Annotated in this window: 14 protein-coding genes; 10 read left to right on the forward strand and 4 right to left on the reverse strand. The window is 60.5% G+C overall.

Annotated elements, in window-relative coordinates:
* Window positions 1–294 precede the first annotated feature (294 nt).
* The 8 genes from hemE to QTA58_RS09260 all read left to right on the forward strand — a co-directional run bounded on the left by hemE (window position 295) and on the right by QTA58_RS09260 (window position 8,966).
* Complete coding sequence (hemE, locus tag QTA58_RS09225; RefSeq protein WP_289672535.1) at window positions 295–1,329, forward strand: uroporphyrinogen decarboxylase; 1,035 nt, start codon at window positions 295–297, stop codon at window positions 1,327–1,329.
* Window positions 1,326–1,871 carry a protoporphyrinogen oxidase HemJ gene (hemJ, locus tag QTA58_RS09230; RefSeq protein ID WP_085421600.1) on the forward strand — a complete coding sequence of 182 codons (546 nt, stop codon included), beginning with the start codon at window positions 1,326–1,328 and terminating at the stop codon, window positions 1,869–1,871. Before hemE ends, hemJ begins: the two co-directional genes overlap by 4 nt.
* Before the next feature lie 186 nt (window positions 1,872–2,057).
* Window positions 2,058–3,323, forward strand: coding sequence for a transcription termination factor Rho (gene rho / locus QTA58_RS09235; RefSeq protein WP_143126006.1), 1,266 nt, complete (start codon window positions 2,058–2,060; stop codon window positions 3,321–3,323).
* An 86-nt stretch (window positions 3,324–3,409) separates the two neighbouring features.
* On the forward strand, window positions 3,410–4,714 hold the full coding sequence (gene mnmE, locus QTA58_RS09240; RefSeq protein WP_289672536.1) for a tRNA uridine-5-carboxymethylaminomethyl(34) synthesis GTPase MnmE: 1,305 nt from the start codon (window positions 3,410–3,412) through the stop codon (window positions 4,712–4,714).
* A gap of 43 nt (window positions 4,715–4,757) precedes the next feature.
* Window positions 4,758–6,632: a tRNA uridine-5-carboxymethylaminomethyl(34) synthesis enzyme MnmG gene (gene mnmG / locus QTA58_RS09245; RefSeq protein WP_289672537.1), complete on the forward strand. Its 1,875-nt coding sequence runs from the start codon at window positions 4,758–4,760 to the stop codon at window positions 6,630–6,632.
* On the forward strand, window positions 6,632–7,249 hold the full coding sequence (gene rsmG / locus QTA58_RS09250) for a 16S rRNA (guanine(527)-N(7))-methyltransferase RsmG (protein WP_289672538.1): 618 nt from the start codon (window positions 6,632–6,634) through the stop codon (window positions 7,247–7,249). Before mnmG ends, rsmG begins: the two co-directional genes overlap by 1 nt.
* A gap of 15 nt (window positions 7,250–7,264) precedes the next feature.
* On the forward strand, window positions 7,265–8,056 hold the full coding sequence (locus QTA58_RS09255; protein ID WP_085421596.1) for a ParA family protein: 792 nt from the start codon (window positions 7,265–7,267) through the stop codon (window positions 8,054–8,056).
* Window positions 8,057–8,084: 28 nt separating this feature from the next.
* Window positions 8,085–8,966, forward strand: coding sequence for a ParB/RepB/Spo0J family partition protein (locus QTA58_RS09260; RefSeq protein ID WP_289672539.1), 882 nt, complete (start codon window positions 8,085–8,087; stop codon window positions 8,964–8,966).
* 6 nt (window positions 8,967–8,972) lie between these two features.
* Here the strand turns inward: QTA58_RS09260 and holA are convergent, their stop codons facing one another.
* From holA to leuS, 3 genes are read right to left on the reverse strand one after another with little or no spacing between them, the layout of a single operon-like run.
* Window positions 8,973–10,004: a DNA polymerase III subunit delta gene (holA, locus tag QTA58_RS09265; protein WP_289672540.1), complete on the reverse strand. Its 1,032-nt coding sequence runs from the start codon at window positions 10,002–10,004 to the stop codon at window positions 8,973–8,975.
* On the reverse strand, window positions 9,992–10,552 hold the full coding sequence (locus QTA58_RS09270; RefSeq protein ID WP_289672541.1) for a hypothetical protein: 561 nt from the start codon (window positions 10,550–10,552) through the stop codon (window positions 9,992–9,994). The genes holA and QTA58_RS09270 overlap by 13 nt, the downstream gene beginning before the upstream one ends.
* On the reverse strand, window positions 10,542–13,199 hold the full coding sequence (leuS, locus tag QTA58_RS09275; protein WP_289672542.1) for a leucine--tRNA ligase: 2,658 nt from the start codon (window positions 13,197–13,199) through the stop codon (window positions 10,542–10,544). Before leuS ends, QTA58_RS09270 begins: the two co-directional genes overlap by 11 nt.
* Window positions 13,200–13,373: 174 nt before the next feature.
* Between leuS and QTA58_RS09280 the strand changes: the two genes are divergently transcribed.
* Window positions 13,374–14,033, forward strand: coding sequence for a YggS family pyridoxal phosphate-dependent enzyme (locus tag QTA58_RS09280; RefSeq protein WP_289672543.1), 660 nt, complete (start codon window positions 13,374–13,376; stop codon window positions 14,031–14,033).
* A 99-nt stretch (window positions 14,034–14,132) separates the two neighbouring features.
* Complete coding sequence (locus QTA58_RS09285; RefSeq protein WP_289672544.1) at window positions 14,133–16,064, forward strand: propionyl-CoA synthetase; 1,932 nt, start codon at window positions 14,133–14,135, stop codon at window positions 16,062–16,064.
* Window positions 16,065–16,118: 54 nt separating this feature from the next.
* Here the strand turns inward: QTA58_RS09285 and QTA58_RS09290 are convergent, their stop codons facing one another.
* The gene (locus QTA58_RS09290; protein WP_085421589.1) at window positions 16,119–16,832 is read right to left on the reverse strand and encodes a DUF1013 domain-containing protein; all 714 of its coding nucleotides are present in this window, start codon (window positions 16,830–16,832) and stop codon (window positions 16,119–16,121) included.
* Window positions 16,833–16,931: the final 99 nt, after the last annotated feature.

Here is a 16,931-nt window from a genome sequence, read left to right on the forward strand (position 1 = left end):
GACACGGTACAGAGAGGCTTGTGCGCTCTGGGGACAATTGCATCAAGCACTTTCCTTCTCCCCAGCTTATTCACAGCCAGAGAAGAAAATCCATGTGTTCTATCTATTTGGAAGCCTTGGATGAATCCTGCTTATCCCACAAATCCCGATGCCAGAGGCGAATATTGTTCCCGGACAGGTCCGGGGGCGGCGGATCGTCGCGTCGGCTGTGATTTGACTTTAATCCTTGCTACTCACCGACTCTAAGAAATAGAAACCCTTTTAAAATCCTTTTCTTTGTTTAGGGAGAACCCATTGACCGGCGTGACCCGCAAGATCGTCGAGGTGCTGGAAGGCAAGACCATTGCCCCGCCACCGATCTGGCTCATGAGACAGGCGGGACGCTATCTGCCGGAATATCGGGAAACCCGTGCCAGGGCCGGGACTTTCCTCGATCTCTGTTATACGCCCGATCTGGCGGTCGAGGTGACCCTCCAGCCGATCCGTCGCTACGGTTTCGATGCGGCGATCCTGTTTTCAGACATCCTCGTCATTCCCGATGCCTTGAAAAGGAATGTGCGCTTCGTGCAGGGCGAAGGCCCGCGGATGGACCCGATCGATGTCCCCGGTATCGAGAGGCTGAGGAGCCAAGGGGTTCTCGATCATCTGGCGCCGGTGATCGAGACGGTGGGCCGGCTGAGAAGGGTATTGCCCGAGGAAACCACGCTGCTCGGCTTCTGCGGCGCGCCCTGGACGGTCGCGACCTATATGATCGCCGGCCACGGCACGCCCGATCAGGCCCCTGCCCGGCTCTTTGCCTATCGTAACCCCGAAGCCTTCGAGAGGCTGCTTTCGGTTCTCGCCGAGATATCCGCGGAATACCTGATCGCGCAGATCGATGCCGGCGCCGACGCGGTGCAGATCTTCGATTCCTGGGCAGGCGTGCTCGGGGAGCGGGAGTTCGAGGCTTACGCGACAAAACCCGTCGCGCGCATGATCGAGCTCGTACGAAGCGCCCGGCCGAAGGCGAAGATCATCGCCTTTGCCAAGGGGGCCGGCCCCAACCTGAAATCCTATCGTCAGAAGACCAAGGCCGACGCGATCGGCCTCGACTGGTCTGTGCCGCTTTCCTTTGCGGCGGAGCTGCAGAAGGACGGTCCGGTCCAGGGCAATCTCGACCCGATGCGGGTCGTGGCGGGCGGAAAGTCTCTTGAGGAAGGCATCGACGCCATTCTCGACAGGCTCGGCAACGGGCCGCTGATCTTCAACCTCGGCCATGGCATCACGCCGGAGGCCGATCCGGATCACGTCACGGCATTGGTCGAACGCGTGCGGGGAGCGAAGGCATGAGCGCCCCGGAATTGCAGTCCGGCAGGGCGGCCGGAAGGCGATCCGCGATCCGGGCCGTCGTCGCGCTTGCGGTATTCGCTGCCATCCTGGTGGCGGTCTATGTCGCACGGCCGGACGATTTCGTCCTCTATATCAAGGCTTTCCACGTCATCGCTGTGATATCGTGGATGGCAGGGCTTCTCTACATGCCGCGGCTCTTCATCTATCACAGCGATGCCGAACCCGGCTCGGCGCAGTCGGAAACCTTCAAGATGATGGAACAGCGGCTTTTGAAGATCATCATGAACCCGGCGATGATGATCACCTGGGCGCTGGGTCTTTTCCTTGCCTGGGATGTATACGAGTTCCAGGGCGGCTGGCTGCATGCCAAGATCGGGCTGGTCGTGCTGCTGACCATGGTGCATGTCCTGTTCAGCCGCGCCGTGCGGAACTTTGCCGCAGACGGACCGCGCAAGTCACCGCGCTACTGGCGGATGATGAACGAAATTCCCACGCTTCTGATGATCGGCATCGTCATTCTCGTGATCGTGAAACCCTTCTGACTTTCTTTCTTTGACAAGATTTCCGTGTTGCCCCTTGCGGCCTACCACGTGAATCGCTATTTTCACCGCCATCTCATCTCGTGGCATGCGTGTAATTTCCCGTCGTCCCCGGATCATCTTCCGCGGTAGCGAATTTCACCGACACGCCTAGATTCTCCCTAAAATTCCTAACGTGGTCCCCTCTTCATGGCTGAAATGAAGCTTCAAGAACTCAAGAGCAAATCTCCGACCGATTTGCTGACCTTCGCCGAATCGCTGGAGGTCGAGAATGCCAGCACGATGCGCAAGCAGGAGCTGATGTTCGCGATCCTCAAGGTTCTGGCGAGCCAGGACGTCGAGATCATCGGCGAAGGCGTGGTCGAGGTCTTGCAGGACGGATTCGGCTTCCTGCGTTCGGCGAACGCCAACTATCTGCCGGGTCCCGACGATATCTATATCTCTCCTTCCCAGATCCGCCGTTTCTCGCTGAAGACCGGCGATACGGTCGAGGGCCCGATCCGCGGCCCGAAGGAAGGCGAGCGTTATTTCGCGCTCCTCAAGGTCAACACCATCAATTTCGACGATCCGGAGAAGATCCGGCACAAGGTCCATTTCGACAACCTGACACCGCTCTATCCGAACGAACGGTTCAAGATGGAACTCGAGGTTCCGACCTCGAAGGACCTTTCTGCGCGGGTCATCGATCTCGTGGCGCCGCTCGGCAAAGGCCAGCGCGGGCTGATCGTGGCGCCGCCGCGCACCGGTAAGACCGTCCTTCTGCAGAACATCGCCCATTCGATCACCGCCAACCATCCGGAATGCTATCTGATCGTTCTCCTGATCGACGAGCGTCCCGAAGAAGTGACGGACATGCAGCGCTCCGTGCGGGGCGAAGTGGTGTCTTCCACCTTCGACGAACCGGCCGTGCGCCACGTCCAGGTTGCCGAGATGGTGATCGAGAAGGCCAAGCGTCTCGTCGAACACGGCCGCGACGTCGTCATCCTGCTCGATTCGATCACCCGCCTCGGCCGCGCCTACAACACGGTCGTCCCCTCTTCCGGCAAGGTCCTCACCGGCGGCGTGGACGCCAACGCCCTGCAGCGGCCGAAACGCTTCTTCGGTGCCGCCCGCAATATCGAGGAAGGCGGTTCGCTGACGATCATCGCGACGGCGCTGATCGACACCGGCAGCCGCATGGACGAAGTCATCTTCGAAGAGTTCAAGGGCACAGGCAACTCGGAAATCGTGCTGGACCGCAAGGTCGCGGACAAGCGCATCTTCCCGGCCATGGACATCCTGAAGTCCGGCACGCGCAAGGAAGACCTGCTCGTCCCGAGGCAGGATCTCCAGAAGATCTTCGTGCTGCGCCGTATCCTCGCTCCGATGGGCACGACGGACGCGATCGAGTTCCTGATCGACAAGCTGAAGCAGACGAAGAACAACGGCGATTTCTTCGACTCGATGAATACCTGATCCTTAGCCGGATTCATTCCTTAGCTCAGGCGCTCGGCTGGTCCGGGCGCTTTTGAGTTTATGGTCTGATTTGCTAGAGTTTCCCGATGACCCGCTTAGACGACACGATTTTTGCGCTTTCCACCGGCACGTTGCCGGCGGGTGTGGCTGTCGTGCGTCTGAGCGGTTCCCAGGCTTTCGAGGCGGCGAAGGCTCTCGCAGGCAATCTGCCGCCGGCGAGGAAAGCCGGCTTGCGCACAATCCGGGGTCGGAACGGTCTCGTCATCGACGAGGGACTGATTGTCAGCTTTCCCGGGCCGAATTCCTTCACAGGTGAAGATTGCGTAGAGCTCCATCTGCATGGAAGCCGGGCGGTGATTTCGGCGGTCTATGCGGAGCTTGCCGCCATTTCCGGGTTGCGCCTGGCGGAAGCCGGAGAATTTTCGAGACGCGCTTTCGAGAACGGGAAGCTGGATCTCGTCGAGGCCGAAGGGCTTGCGGATCTCATCGCAGCCGAGACCGAGATGCAGAGACGCCTTGCAATCGAGCAGAGCTTCGGCGGACAGTCCGCTCTCTACATGGAATGGGCGGAGCGCCTTACACGGGCCAGAGCGCTCATCGAGGCGGAACTCGACTTTGCGGATGAGGAAGATGTTCCCGGCGCAGTGTCTGATCGGGTCTGGACGGATATGGCCGATCTCCTTCTGGACGTCCAAGAGCATATAGCGGCGGGAAAAGCCGCGGAGATCATCCGGGACGGTTACAAGGTCGTCATCGCCGGCCCTCCCAATTCCGGAAAATCCAGCCTTCTCAATGCCTTGGCAAAGCGGGACGTGGCGATCGTGACGGAAATCGCCGGTACCACACGCGATATACTGCATGTCGACATCGATATGGACGGTTATCTTGTCCGCTTCTTCGATACGGCCGGCCTTCGGGAAAGTGTCGATCGGGTGGAACAGGAAGGGATTCGCCGCGCCAGGATAGCCATCGAGCAGGCAGATATGATCCTGCAGCTCGAGGAGATCGATTCGGAATCGAAACATACGATCGATATCGTCTCCCCGAACGCGTTGCGCATAGGAACGAAGCTCGATAAGCACGGTCCATCAGCGAGCTATGACCTTTGCATTTCCAGCCAAACGGGGGAAGGACTGGAGCAGCTGCGTGCCCGCATTCTCACCGAATTGCAGAACACCTGGTCCGGATCGCTGGTTCCCAACCGTCTCCGGCACATTCAGTATCTGAAGGAGGCTTCCAATTCCCTCTCGGAAGCGCTAAACGGCACCGAACTGGACCTCAGGGCAGAGAATCTTCGTGCCGCTGCTTCAGCCTTGGGTCGTATTACCGGCCGCGTGGATGTCGAGCAGCTTTTGGATGTGATTTTTTCGCAGTTTTGCATCGGCAAATGATTCACGTGAAACATCGCTGTCTCGTAAGGTGATGGAAATGGACATGGCATTCGACGTGGTTGTGATCGGTGGGGGGCATGCCGGCTGCGAAGCCGCCAGCGCCGCCGCCCGCATGGGGGCGAGGACCGCGCTGGTCACTCACAAGCGAGAAACGATCGGCGTTATGTCCTGCAATCCGGCCATTGGCGGGCTTGGCAAGGGTCACCTTGTGCGCGAGGTCGATGCGCTGGACGGGTTGATGGGCCGGGTCGCCGACGCCGCGGGTATTCAGTTCCGCCTTCTCAACAGAAAAAAAGGTCCTGCCGTACGCGGACCCAGAACACAAGCGGACCGGAAGCTTTATCGCCTGGCGATGCAGCAGGAGATTGCGGAGCACCCGAATCTGTCCGTCATCGAAGGCGACGCTTACGATATCGATGTCATCGGGGACCGAGTGGCCGCCGTGGAACTCAAGGACGGGCGTCGATTCGAATGCGGAACGATCGTCTTGACGACGGGCACTTTTCTGCGCGGTCTCATCCATATCGGGGATCGGAAGATTCCGGCTGGACGTGTTGGCGAAGCCCCTTCTCTCGGTCTTTCGGAAACCCTGATGCGCTTCGGCCTGCGGCTCGGCCGCCTCAAGACCGGGACGCCGGCGCGGCTGGACGGAAAGACGATCGACTGGGAAAGTATCGGCCGTCAGGAGGCCGATGAGAACCCGGTGCCTTTCTCCTTCATGACCGATCGAATCACGACGCCCCAGATTGCCTGCGGTGTGACCCGGACGACGGATGCGGCCCATAAGATCATTTCCGACAATATTCATCGCTCTGCCATGTATTCCGGTCAGATCGAGGGAGTAGGCCCGCGGTATTGCCCTTCCATCGAAGACAAGATCGTCCGGTTCGGCGAGCGGGACGGCCACCAGATTTTTCTGGAGCCTGAGGGGCTTGATGACGATACGGTCTATCCGAACGGCATATCGACATCCCTTCCCGCGGATGTTCAGGAAGCCTTCATCCGGACCATTCCCGGGCTCGAGAAGGTTTCCATACTTCAGCCCGGCTACGCCATCGAATACGATCATGTGGACCCGCGGGAATTGACGGCGGGTCTCGAAGTGAAGAAGATTCCAGGATTGTTCCTCGCCGGCCAGATCAATGGCACGACCGGATATGAAGAAGCGGCGGCGCAAGGGCTGGTGGCCGGCCTCAATGCGGCCCGCCGCGCCGCTGGCGGCGAAGCTCATCACTTCAGCCGGACGGAGTCCTATATCGGCGTCATGATCGATGACCTGACATCCCGCGGTGTGACCGAACCTTACCGCATGTTTACGTCGCGCGCGGAGTATCGCCTTTCGCTGCGGGCGGATAATGCCGATGTCAGGCTGACGGAGAGCGGGATTGCGCTTGGGTGCGTGGGCCGGGAACGCGCTGACAGGTTCGGAGATTATCGGCGGGTGTTGGATGAAGGACGGCAGGTGCTTCGTTCCCTTGCCGTTACCCCGAACGAAGCGTCTCGTCATGGTCTTAGGCTCAATCAGGACGGTCAGCGCCGTACGGCCTATGAATTGTTGGCCTATCCGGAGCAAACGCTGCGCTCTCTCGCCTCGATCTGGCCTGAGCTGTCGCAGCTTCCGGCGAAGGTCGGCGAGGCACTGGAGATCGAAGCCTCCTATGCGGTCTACATGGATCGGCAGGCGGCGGATATCCAGGCAACCTACCGTGACGAGGCGCGAATAATCCCGCAAGCCTTTGATTTTAATGCGCTTCCTGGCCTTTCCAACGAGTTGAAGCAGAAGCTGACGGCTGCCAATCCCGCAAATCTTGCACAAGCCTCCAAGGTGGATGGCATGACGCCGGCGGCTCTTGCGCTTATCCTTGCATTCCTTCGAAAAGAAGACGCTGCAGGCAATCATCTTAAACGAGTCTCGTAATGCTGTTGAACGGCAAGAGTGTTTCACGTGAAACGCAGCAGAAACTGGAGCATTTTGCGGCACTCTTCCAGAAATGGGCAAAGACGATCAATCTCGTGGCTCCCTCCACGATCGACGAGCTCTGGCAACGCCATATAGCCGATAGCGCGCAGATCTTTCAGCTCTCTCCGGAACCGCAGCGGTGGTTAGACCTGGGCTCCGGCGGAGGCTTTCCGGGCGTCATCACGGCGATCTTCCTGGCCGAGGCACAGGATGGATGGGTTCATCTGGTGGAGAGCAACCAGAAGAAAGCGGCGTTTCTCCGGGTTGCGCTGAACGAGACCGGCGCGCGAGGCTCTGTTCATCCTTTGCGAATCGAGGCAGCTCCCAAAGCTCTCCCCGACTGTGATCGGATCTCCGCTCGGGCCTTGGCTGAGCTCGATCAGCTGCTTTCTTATGCGTCCGGCTGGATGATCGGGACAAATGCAAGGGCATTTTTTCATAAAGGCCGGGATTACTCCGCTGAAATCGAAAAAGCCCGTGGCCGCTGGGCGTTCGATCTGATAAAGCACAAGAGTGCCGTCGAGCCGGATTCCGTGATTCTCGAGATAAGTCATTTAAGGCACAAAGAACCCTAGATCCTTAGGTGCGGCATGTTCGAGAAGAACCGGATCATCACCATAGCCAATCAGAAAGGCGGCGTTGGCAAGACGACGACCGCCATCAACCTCGCCACCGCGCTCGCTGCCATCGGAGAGCGTGTGCTGATCGTCGATCTGGACCCTCAGGGCAATGCCAGTACCGGGTTGGGGATTGAGCGCAGGGACCGCAAGCTATCATCCTATGATCTTCTCATGGGTTACAACAGGATTGGGGAAATCGCCCTGGAGACGGCGGTTCCGAACCTTTCCATCGTCCCCTCGACCATGGACCTCTTGGGCTTCGAGATGGAAATCTCCCAGGCGTCCGATCGCGCTTTCAAGCTGCGGCGCGCCCTCGGCAGCGACGAGGCGATGGCCTATTCCTACATCCTTCTCGATTGCCCGCCTTCCTTCAACCTTCTGACGATGAATGCCATGGCTGCCGCCCATTCGGTGCTGGTGCCGCTGCAATGCGAATTTTTCGCGCTCGAAGGCTTGAGCCAGCTTTTGGAAACTGTCGATCAGGTGCGTCGCACGGTAAACCCGTCGCTCGACATCCAGGGCATCGTATTGACCATGTTCGATGCGCGCAACAATCTCGCGCAACAGGTCGTGAGCGACGTTCGAACCTATCTGGGGGAAAAAGTCTACCATACGTTGATTCCGCGCAACGTTCGCGTGTCCGAAGCGCCTTCCTATGGCAAGCCCGCAATTCTCTACGATCTCAAATGTGCAGGCAGCCAGGCATATCTGCAGCTGGCTTCGGAAGTGATTCAGCGGGAACGCCGCCGCAAGGCCGCCTGACGGCCTTTAGACAGACGGGTAAAGAAGAATGAGTGACGATCTCTCGAAGCGCCGCCTTGGGCGTGGCCTTGCAGCACTTATCGGCGAAATGGATCAGCCGCTGCCGGTGGACAGCGCTCCCCGAAGCGTCAATCCGGACCGCATGGTGCCGATCGAGCATGTTTCGCGCAATCCGAAGAATCCGCGCCGGAATTTCGATGAGAACGAATTGCAGGATCTGGCGAGTTCAATTCGCCAGCACGGCATCGTTCAACCGGTCGTCGTTCGCCCGACGGGCTCCAATCAATATGAGATCATCGCCGGAGAGCGACGCTGGCGGGCCGCGCAGCTTGCGGGCCTGATCGAGATTCCGGTCATCGTTCGCGATGTGGACGACCGGACCGCGCTCGAAATCGCGATTGTGGAAAACGTTCAGCGCTCGGATCTCAATCCTTTAGAAGAGGCATTGGGTTACGAGCAGCTCATCGCGGAGCATGGCTATACCCAGAACGACCTCGGCGAAATTATCGGCAAGAGCCGAAGCCATGTGGCGAACAGCCTTCGCCTTTTGAAGCTGCCGGAACCGGTTCGGGAGATGCTCGCATCCGGCAGCTTATCGGCAGGACATGCCCGGGCGTTGATCACCACGTCTGATCCTGCAGCGCTCGCCCGTACGATCGTCGCCAAAGGCATGTCGGTTCGCGATGCGGAGCGGCTGGCTCAGAACGATATCAAGGCTCAGTCGGAACCGGCATCCGTTTCGAAGCCGGAACAAAAGGATTCGGATACCCTTGCTCTGGAGCGAACGCTCTCGGACGCGCTGGGTCTCGAAGTCAGGATCAATCACAAGAATGGCGGCGGTCACATCCGGATCGCATACCGGACGCTGGAGCAGCTCGAGGATATCTGCCGGCTTCTGGAGCGCCGGTAGTATCGTCTAGCGGCTCGACTGGAGAGCTGTAGCCATCAGCGTGTGAAGAGCAATGCTGGGCTCCAGGGCCTGCTTCTGGCGCGACATCAGAATGGCGGCCTGCAATCTTTCCGTTTCACGGGCAAGTGCTGCCGAATTCCAGGTTCTCAGGGCCTTTTCGACGATCGGTTTCCGCTTGAAGTGAATATGCCGGCCGAGCGTCATCATGACCTGGCCGGTCTGCAGCTTCTTTTCCTCCATCTCCGCCTTCATCAGATCCAGCATCTGGAATTGCCTGAGGCAGGATTGCAGAACCAGGAAAACGGGCGTTTTCGAAGACAGAACCTTCTGGATAGCGCGCTGCAAGGTAGGTAGATCGCCGCTGAGGATCGCATCGACCGCCTCGTCTGCGGAGACGCTGCTTGCATCTCCGATGATTTCGTCGACGTTCTCTTCCTCCACCATCCCCTTGCCGCGGCAATAGAGAGCGAGCTTGCGGATCTCGTTGCGGGAGGCCACTCGGTCTCCCCCGAGCAGCTCCAGGAGCCTCTGGCGGGCAGCAGGAGTTATTCCGAGGTTTTCGCTGCCGAGTTCGGTATCGATGAGGCCGTTCAGAGCTTTTACGTCGTCGGCGTAGCACGGGACGATGGCAATCGTCTTTGCCGGCTCGGCGATCTTGCGCAGGCCGCTGCCCTTCTTGAGGTCGCCGGCTTCAACGATGAGGATGTTGGCGGGCGGAGGTCCGTCAGCCAGTACCTGCATCGCGTCCAGCAATGGCTTCTCGTTGGCGGCGCCACGTAGCCAGACAAGCTTCGAACCACCGAAGAGGCCGAGCGAATTGACCTCGTCCAGCAGGCGTCCCGGATCGCCCTGGAGATCCGATATGTCGAGCTTCAGCATGGCAAAGGGGTCGTCCTGGGAGACCCCGGTCTTGCCGGCGACAACCGCTGCGCGCTCCGAGACGAGGCCCCGGTCGGGACCATAGATCACGAAAATCCTGTAGAGCTCGGCGCCCTTCCCGGCAAAGCGGTCGAATTCGTGGGACTTTACTTCTGCCATACCGTCTGCGGCTGGGGTTCGCGCGCCAGCGCGATGGCGATTTCGGCGCGGATGAATTCAGCGAGTTCTCGAGCAGCACGGTTCTCCGCATCGCGAATAGCCCGCAGCTTTGCGAAGCCCTGCCCCGAAACGTCGATCAGCGATACGACATCGCGCTTGCCGGATTTCAACACCTGGCCGTCGCTCACGCGCGTCAGCGTGTAGGTCGCCTCCACCTGCACACGACCCGGAACCGGCACGCCGGTCGAAGATACGTTGTCCTCATCCTCGTCATCGAGGATGCTCGTCGCCGTGCTTTTGGCGCTCAGCTTCACGTCATAGGCGGGCCGCACGGATTCACCCGCGCCGCCGGATGTCAGGAAAACCAGATGGTTGCGGACAACCTGATCGATCCGGTTCTGAGGCTGAGAAAAGCCGACCGCTGCCAGACGTTCGCCGGTGCCTGACGCCTCGGAATAAAGCGGACGCACCTGGCAACCGGCAAGAAATGCAAGCATGACCAGGCCGGAAACGAACCCGATGCGGCGAAGAAAGCGGTCAGACGACAATGTTCACGATCCTTTGTGGAACGACGATGATCTTCCTCGGCACTCGGCCATCAAGAGCCGCCTTCACCGCATCCAGCGCCAGAACCGCAGCCTCGACGGCACTTTGATCCGCGTCGCGCGCAATTGTCAATTCGGCTCGCTTCTTGCCGTTGATCTGGACCGGCAGTGTGACATCGTTCTCGACGACCAGGGCCTCGTCGTATTGCGGCCAGGCCGTCTCGGCGAGAAGTTCCCTGTTGCCGAGCGTCGCCCAGCATTCCTCGGCCAGATGCGGCGTCATGGGAGCGACGATCTGGATCAGGATTTCGGCGGCGTTGCGGACAGCGGCGCGATAGGCGACATCGCCCTCGCCGGCTGCGACCCTGCCCAGCGGCGCGGCAAGCGCGTTCACGAGCTCATAGATCCGCGCCACCGCCTTGTTGAAGGAAAGCTTGTCGTAGTCGCCCTGGACAGCCTTCAGCGTCTTGTGAGCGAGCTGGGAAATCTCCAGGGCCTCACCTTCCTTAGCCGGAGTCGGATCGATATTCGCCAGGTTCCCGGAAGCTTCCGAAATCAGCCGCCAGAGGCGCTGCGTGAAACGGTGAGCGCCCTCGACACCCGCTTCCGACCAGATGACGTCACGATCCGGCGGCGAATCGGAGAGCACGAAGAACCGGGCGGTATCGGCGCCGTAGGAGGCGATGATATCGTCCGGATCGACGACATTCTTCTTCGACTTCGACATCTTTTCGATGGCGCCGATCGCCACTTCCTCGCCGGTGGACAGCAGCGTTGCACGCCGTTTGCCATCGGCTTCCTCGATACGGATATCGGCGGGAGCAACCCACTCGCCGTTCGGACCGGAGCCGCGGCGATAGGTTTCATGGACGACCATACCCTGTGTGAAGAGGCCCTTGAAGGGCTCCTTGACATCGACATGGCCCGTTTCCCGCATGGCACGGGTGAAGAAACGCGAATAGAGAAGGTGCAGGATCGCGTGTTCGATGCCGCCGATATACTGGTCCACCGGCAGCCACCGATTGGCGACGGCCGGGTCGGTCGGTTCGCTTTCCCACGGCGCGGTGAAGCGGGTGAAGTACCAGCTGGAATCCACGAACGTGTCCATCGTATCCGTTTCCCGGCGTGCGTCCTTGCCGCATTGCGGGCAGGCGACGTGGCGCCAGGTCGGGTGACGGTCAAGCGGATTGCCGGGCTGATCGAAGGTCACGTCATCCGGCAGCTTCACCGGCAGGTCCTTCTTCGGCACCGGCACGACGCCGCAGTCGTCGCAGTGGATGACCGGGATCGGGCAACCCCAATAGCGCTGGCGGGAAACGCCCCAGTCGCGCAGCCGGAAATTGACCTTCCGTTCAGCCTGCGGGCGGTTTCCGAGCGGTGTGTTCGACAGTTTGTCGGCGACGATGTCGAAAGCCTCGGTCGTGCTCTTGCCATCCAGAAAGCGCGAATTGATCATCACGCCGTCGTCCGTATAGGCGGTATCGCCGATCGCGAAGGCCGCGGCATCGCCGTCCTTCGGCATGACGACAGGAACAACGGGCAGGCCGTATTTGCGGGCGAAATCCAGGTCGCGCTGGTCTCCGGACGGGCAGCCGAAAATGGCTCCCGTGCCGTATTCCATCAGCACGAAATTGGCGACATAGACCGGCAGCTCCCAGGAGGGATCGAGCGGGTGCTTCACCCGAATACCGGTATCCATGCCCTTCTTCTCCGCCGTTTCCAGCGCGGCGAGCGATGTGCCCTGATGCCGGCACTCCTCAGCGAAAGCTTCGATAGCCGGATTCGTCTCGGCAACCGCCCTGGCCAGCGGATGATCGGCGGCGATCGCCAGGAAGGAGGCGCCGAACAGCGTGTCGGGACGGGTGGTATAGACCTCGATTTCCTTCTTGACGACGTCGTCGGCAGCCAGTTCGGCAAGAAGCGCCTGACTGTTCGGGGAGATTTCCCAACGGATCGTCAGACCTTCGGAACGGCCGATCCAGTTCTTCTGCATCAGCCGGACCTTTTCCGGCCACTGATCGAGCGTATCCAGCGCATCGAGCAGATCCTGGCTGAAATCCGTGATCTTGAAGAACCACTGCACCAGCTCGCGCTGCTCCACCAGCGCGCCGGAACGCCAGCCGCGGCCATCGATGACCTGCTCGTTGGCCAGAACCGTCTGGTCGACGGGATCCCAGTTGACCTTGGACTGCTTGCGGTAGACCAGCCCCTTTTCCATCATGTCGAGGAAAAGATGCTGCTGCTGCTGATAATATTCGACATCGCAGGTGGCGAATTCGCGCGACCAGTCCAGCGACAGGCCCATGGCCTTCAGCTGCGCCTTCATGGATTCGATGTTCTGGTAAGTCCAGGTTTTCGGATGCACCTTGTTGTCGCGAGCGGCATTTTCCGCCGGCATGCCGAAGGCATCCCAGCCCATGGGATGAAGCACGTTGAAACCGCGGGCGCGCTTGTAGCGGGCGACGACGTCTCCCATCGCATAATTCCGGACGTGTCCCATGTGGATACGGCCGGAGGGATAGGGAAACATTTCAAGAACGTAATATTTCTCGCGCGGGTCGCCATTGTCGGTTTCGAAAACCTTGGCCTCGCTCCACGTCTGTTGCCAGCGGGGCTCGGCATCGCGCGGATTGTAACGTTCAGTCGCCATTTCGATGATATTCCGGGAAAATAGGATCAAGAGTCGGGCGAGACCTTCACCACGAAAGCCCGCAAGCGTCAAGTTTTACAGGGCCGGGAAGGGCCAAGTTTCGGGCAAACACCCTTGGCAGAGGCTTATATGAGAGCTATGCGCTGACTTCGCAAGAAACATGGAAGGTCGGTCATGAGCGTCGAAGAACGGCTGCAGGATGTGAAGGCACGGATCGAGAAGGCGGAGCGCCAGGCCAGGCGGCCAAAAGGGGCGGTGACCCTGGTCGCCGTTTCCAAGACGTTCGATGCCGAGCACATCCGGCCTGTGATTGCCGCCGGCCAGCGGGTTTTCGGTGAAAACCGCGTGCAGGAGAGCCAGGCGAAATGGCCCGAGCTGAAAACGGAAACGCCGGATATCGAACTGCATCTGATCGGTCCGCTGCAATCCAACAAGGCGGCGGATGCCGTGGCGCTGTTCGACGTGATTGAGACGGTCGACCGTGACAAGATCGCCCGGGCGCTCGCCGACGAGATGAAGAAGCAGGGCAAGGCCCCGAAGCTTTATGTGCAGGTGAATACCGGTTTGGAACCGCAGAAGGCGGGGATCGAGCCGAAGCAGACCAAAGCCTTCGTGGATCTCTGCCGGAGGGAACTGGGCCTTCCGATCGAAGGGCTGATGTGCATTCCGCCGGCGGAGGAAAACCCCGGTCCGCATTTCGCACTGCTCGCGAAGCTTGCCCGGGAATGCGGCGTCGAAAAGCTTTCCATGGGCATGTCCGGCGATTTCGAAACGGCGATCGAGTTCGGTGCGACCAGTGTTCGCGTCGGCTCGGCGATTTTCGGCGCCCGGTAGCGAAGACAAGAAAACTAGAGCTTTCGTCGGGCTTTCCCGCACCTCCCGCGCACCCTAGATTGATTCGATCCAGGCAGCGCGATGTAACGGGAGGTGCAGATGCAAAGCCGCTATTTCGAAGCCTATGAGGGCTGGCAGAAGGATCCGGAGGGATTCTGGAGGAATGCCGCCGCCGCTATCGACTGGTTCAAGGCGCCGGAGAAGATCTTCGACGGAGAGCAGGGCGTCTACGGCCGCTGGTTTACCGGCGGGGAGACCAATACCTGCCATAATTGCCTGGACCGGCATGTGGCTGCGGGCCGCGGCGGGCAACGTGCCTTCATCTACGACAGCGCCATGACCGGTGCCAAGAAGAGCTTCACCTACGAAGACGTGCTTTCCGAGGTAAAGGCGATCGCCGCAGCCCTTCGCAATCTCGGCATCGAGAAGGGCGACCGGGTCGTCATCTACATGCCAATGGTGCCGGAAGCGATCTTTTCCATGCTGGCCTGTGCGCGGCTCGGCGCCGTCCACTCCGCCGTCTTCGGGGGCTTCTCGGCGCAGGAGCTCGCGGCACGGCTGAACGATTCGGAAGCGAAACTGGTGATCAGCGCCAGCTGCGGCCTCGAGCCCGGACGGATCGTCGCCTACAAGCCGCTGCTCGATCAGGCGATCGAGCTTGCCCGCGTGAAGCCCCGACACTGCCTGATCCTGCAGCGCGAGCAGCTCCAGGCGGCGCTGCGGCCCGATCGCGGCGAGCTGGATTTTGCCGAGACGGTCGGGAAGGCTCGAGGCACTGAGGTGGAATGCGTGCCGGTGAAGGCGACCGATCCGCTCTACATCCTCTACACATCCGGAACGACCGGCCAGCCGAAGGGCGTCGTGCGCGACAATGGCGGGCATATGGTGGCGCTCCACTGGAGCATGGAGAACATCTTCGGGATGAAGCCCGGCGAGGTGTTCTGGACCGCCTCGGACATCGGCTGGGTGGTCGGCCATTCCTATATCGTCTACGCGCCGCTGCTTGCGGGCAATACGAGCGTCATCTTCGAAGGCAAGCCGGTCGGCACGCCGGATGCGGGGACCTTCTGGCGCGTCGTCAGCGATCATGACGTGAAGGTGCTGTTCACGGCGCCAACGGCCTTCCGCGCGATCCGCCGCGACGATCCGGAGGGGGAACTCGTCGCAAACTACGACCTGCTCGGCATGCGGGCCCTGTTTCTCGCCGGCGAGCGCGCCGATCCGGAAACGCTGAAATGGGCCGAGCAAAAGCTCAAGATCCCGGTCATCGATCATTGGTGGCAGACGGAGACCGGCTGGCCGATCGCCGCCAATACGGTGGGGCTCGGCCTGATGCCGGTGAAGCACGGTTCCGCGACGCGGCCGATGCCGGGTTACACGCTCGACGTGCTGGACGATGCCGGCCATCCGGTGCCGCGCGGCACGCTCGGCAATATCGTCGTCAAGCTGCCTCTGCCGCCCGGCTGCCTCGTCACCTTCTGGAACGCGGACCAGAGATTCCGCGAGGCCTGCCTCGAAGACTTCCCCGGCTATTACAAGACGGCCGATGCCGGAATGATGGACGAGGAGGGGTACATCTTCGTCATGGCGCGCACCGACGACATCATCAACTGCGCCGGCCATCGGCTTTCGACCGGGGCGATGGAAGAGGTCTGCGCCAAGCATCCCGACGTCGCGGAATGTGCCGTGATCGGGGTGCACGACGCCACCAAGGGGCAGATCCCCTGTGGCTTCATGGTGCTGAAGAACCACGTTTCACGGGAAACCTCGATCATCGCGAAGGAAGTCGCCGAACTGGTGCGCAACGAGATCGGCCCCGTGGCGGCCTTCAAGACGGTGATGATCGTCAACCGCCTGCCGAAGACCCGGTCGGGAAAGATCCTGCGCGGCACAATGCAGAAAATCGCGGACGACATGCCCTGGAAAATGCCGGCGACGATCGACGATCCGGCAATCCTCGATGAAATCACCGCCATCCTCAAGGCAAACGGCTATGCACGCGAGGGAAATGGCCTGAAGCAGAGCGCATGAAAAAAGCCCCGGAGAGGTTCCCCGGGGCTTTCCGATGATCGGATGGCGGCTCGTTCAGAAACGGCCGTCCTCGTCTTCTTCTTCGTCGCGGCGGTTGGACTTGAGCGAGCTGAGCTTCGCAAAGACCGCATCCGCGTCGATTTCCTTTTCTTCCTCGCGCTCGCCGCGATAGCCGAAATCGAGGTTCTCGGTCTCGGACGCGGGCTGCAGCGATGCGCCGGCTTCGGCCGCCGTGGGCAGCGGACGGCCTTTGGAGGCCTTTTCCACTTCGAGGTCGAGATCGATCTGGCTGCAGAGGCCGAGGGTAACCGGGTCCATCGGCGTCAGGTTGGCCGAGTTCCAGTGGGTGCGTTCGCGGATTTGCTCGATGGTCGACTTGGTCGTGCCGACGAGGCGGGAAATCTGTGCGTCCTTGAGTTCCGGATGATTGCGGACCAGCCAGAGGATGGCGTTCGGGCGATCCTGACGCTTCGAGACCGGCGTGTAGCGCGGGCCGCGGCGCTTCGATTCCGGTACGCGGACCTTCGGTTCGGAAAGCTTGAGCTTGTAATTCACGTCGGCCTCGCCGCGGGCGATCTCGTCGCGGGAAAGCTGGCCGGTGGCGATCGGGTCGAGGCCCTTGATGCCCTGTGCCGCTTCGCCGTCTGCGATCGCCTTCACTTCGAGCGGGTGAAGCTTGCAGAACTGGGCGATCTGATCGAAGGAAAGAGCGGTGTTGTCGACGAGCCAGACAGCCGTCGCCTTCGGCATGAGCAATGTTTGGGCCATGGGTATAGTTCCTCTGTCCGTCCGCGCCGGTGTCGCGGGCCGTGGGTATCAACCACAATTTCCGGGAATTCACCGCCCTATAATCGAAATGGGACAGAA

The organism is Neorhizobium sp. CSC1952 (assembly GCF_030378245.1).
GTDB classification, from domain to species: domain Bacteria; phylum Pseudomonadota; class Alphaproteobacteria; order Rhizobiales; family Rhizobiaceae; genus Neorhizobium; species Neorhizobium oryzae_A.

Coding starts and splice junctions, on each gene's coding strand:
- rho (WP_143126006.1), top strand. CDS start 2,058: ATGGCTGAAATGAAGCTTCAAGAACTCAAGAGCAAATCTCCGACCGAT.
- QTA58_RS09290 (WP_085421589.1), bottom strand. CDS start 16,832: ATGGCCCAAACATTGCTCATGCCGAAGGCGACGGCTGTCTGGCTCGTC.
- leuS (WP_289672542.1), bottom strand. CDS start 13,199: ATGGCGACTGAACGTTACAATCCGCGCGATGCCGAGCCCCGCTGGCAA.
- QTA58_RS09280 (WP_289672543.1), top strand. CDS start 13,374: ATGAGCGTCGAAGAACGGCTGCAGGATGTGAAGGCACGGATCGAGAAG.
- rsmG (WP_289672538.1), top strand. CDS start 6,632: ATGCTGTTGAACGGCAAGAGTGTTTCACGTGAAACGCAGCAGAAACTG.
- holA (WP_289672540.1), bottom strand. CDS start 10,004: ATGGCAGAAGTAAAGTCCCACGAATTCGACCGCTTTGCCGGGAAGGGC.
- mnmG (WP_289672537.1), top strand. CDS start 4,758: ATGGCATTCGACGTGGTTGTGATCGGTGGGGGGCATGCCGGCTGCGAA.
- QTA58_RS09260 (WP_289672539.1), top strand. CDS start 8,085: ATGAGTGACGATCTCTCGAAGCGCCGCCTTGGGCGTGGCCTTGCAGCA.
- QTA58_RS09255 (WP_085421596.1), top strand. CDS start 7,265: ATGTTCGAGAAGAACCGGATCATCACCATAGCCAATCAGAAAGGCGGC.
- mnmE (WP_289672536.1), top strand. CDS start 3,410: ATGACCCGCTTAGACGACACGATTTTTGCGCTTTCCACCGGCACGTTG.
- hemJ (WP_085421600.1), top strand. CDS start 1,326: ATGAGCGCCCCGGAATTGCAGTCCGGCAGGGCGGCCGGAAGGCGATCC.
- QTA58_RS09285 (WP_289672544.1), top strand. CDS start 14,133: ATGCAAAGCCGCTATTTCGAAGCCTATGAGGGCTGGCAGAAGGATCCG.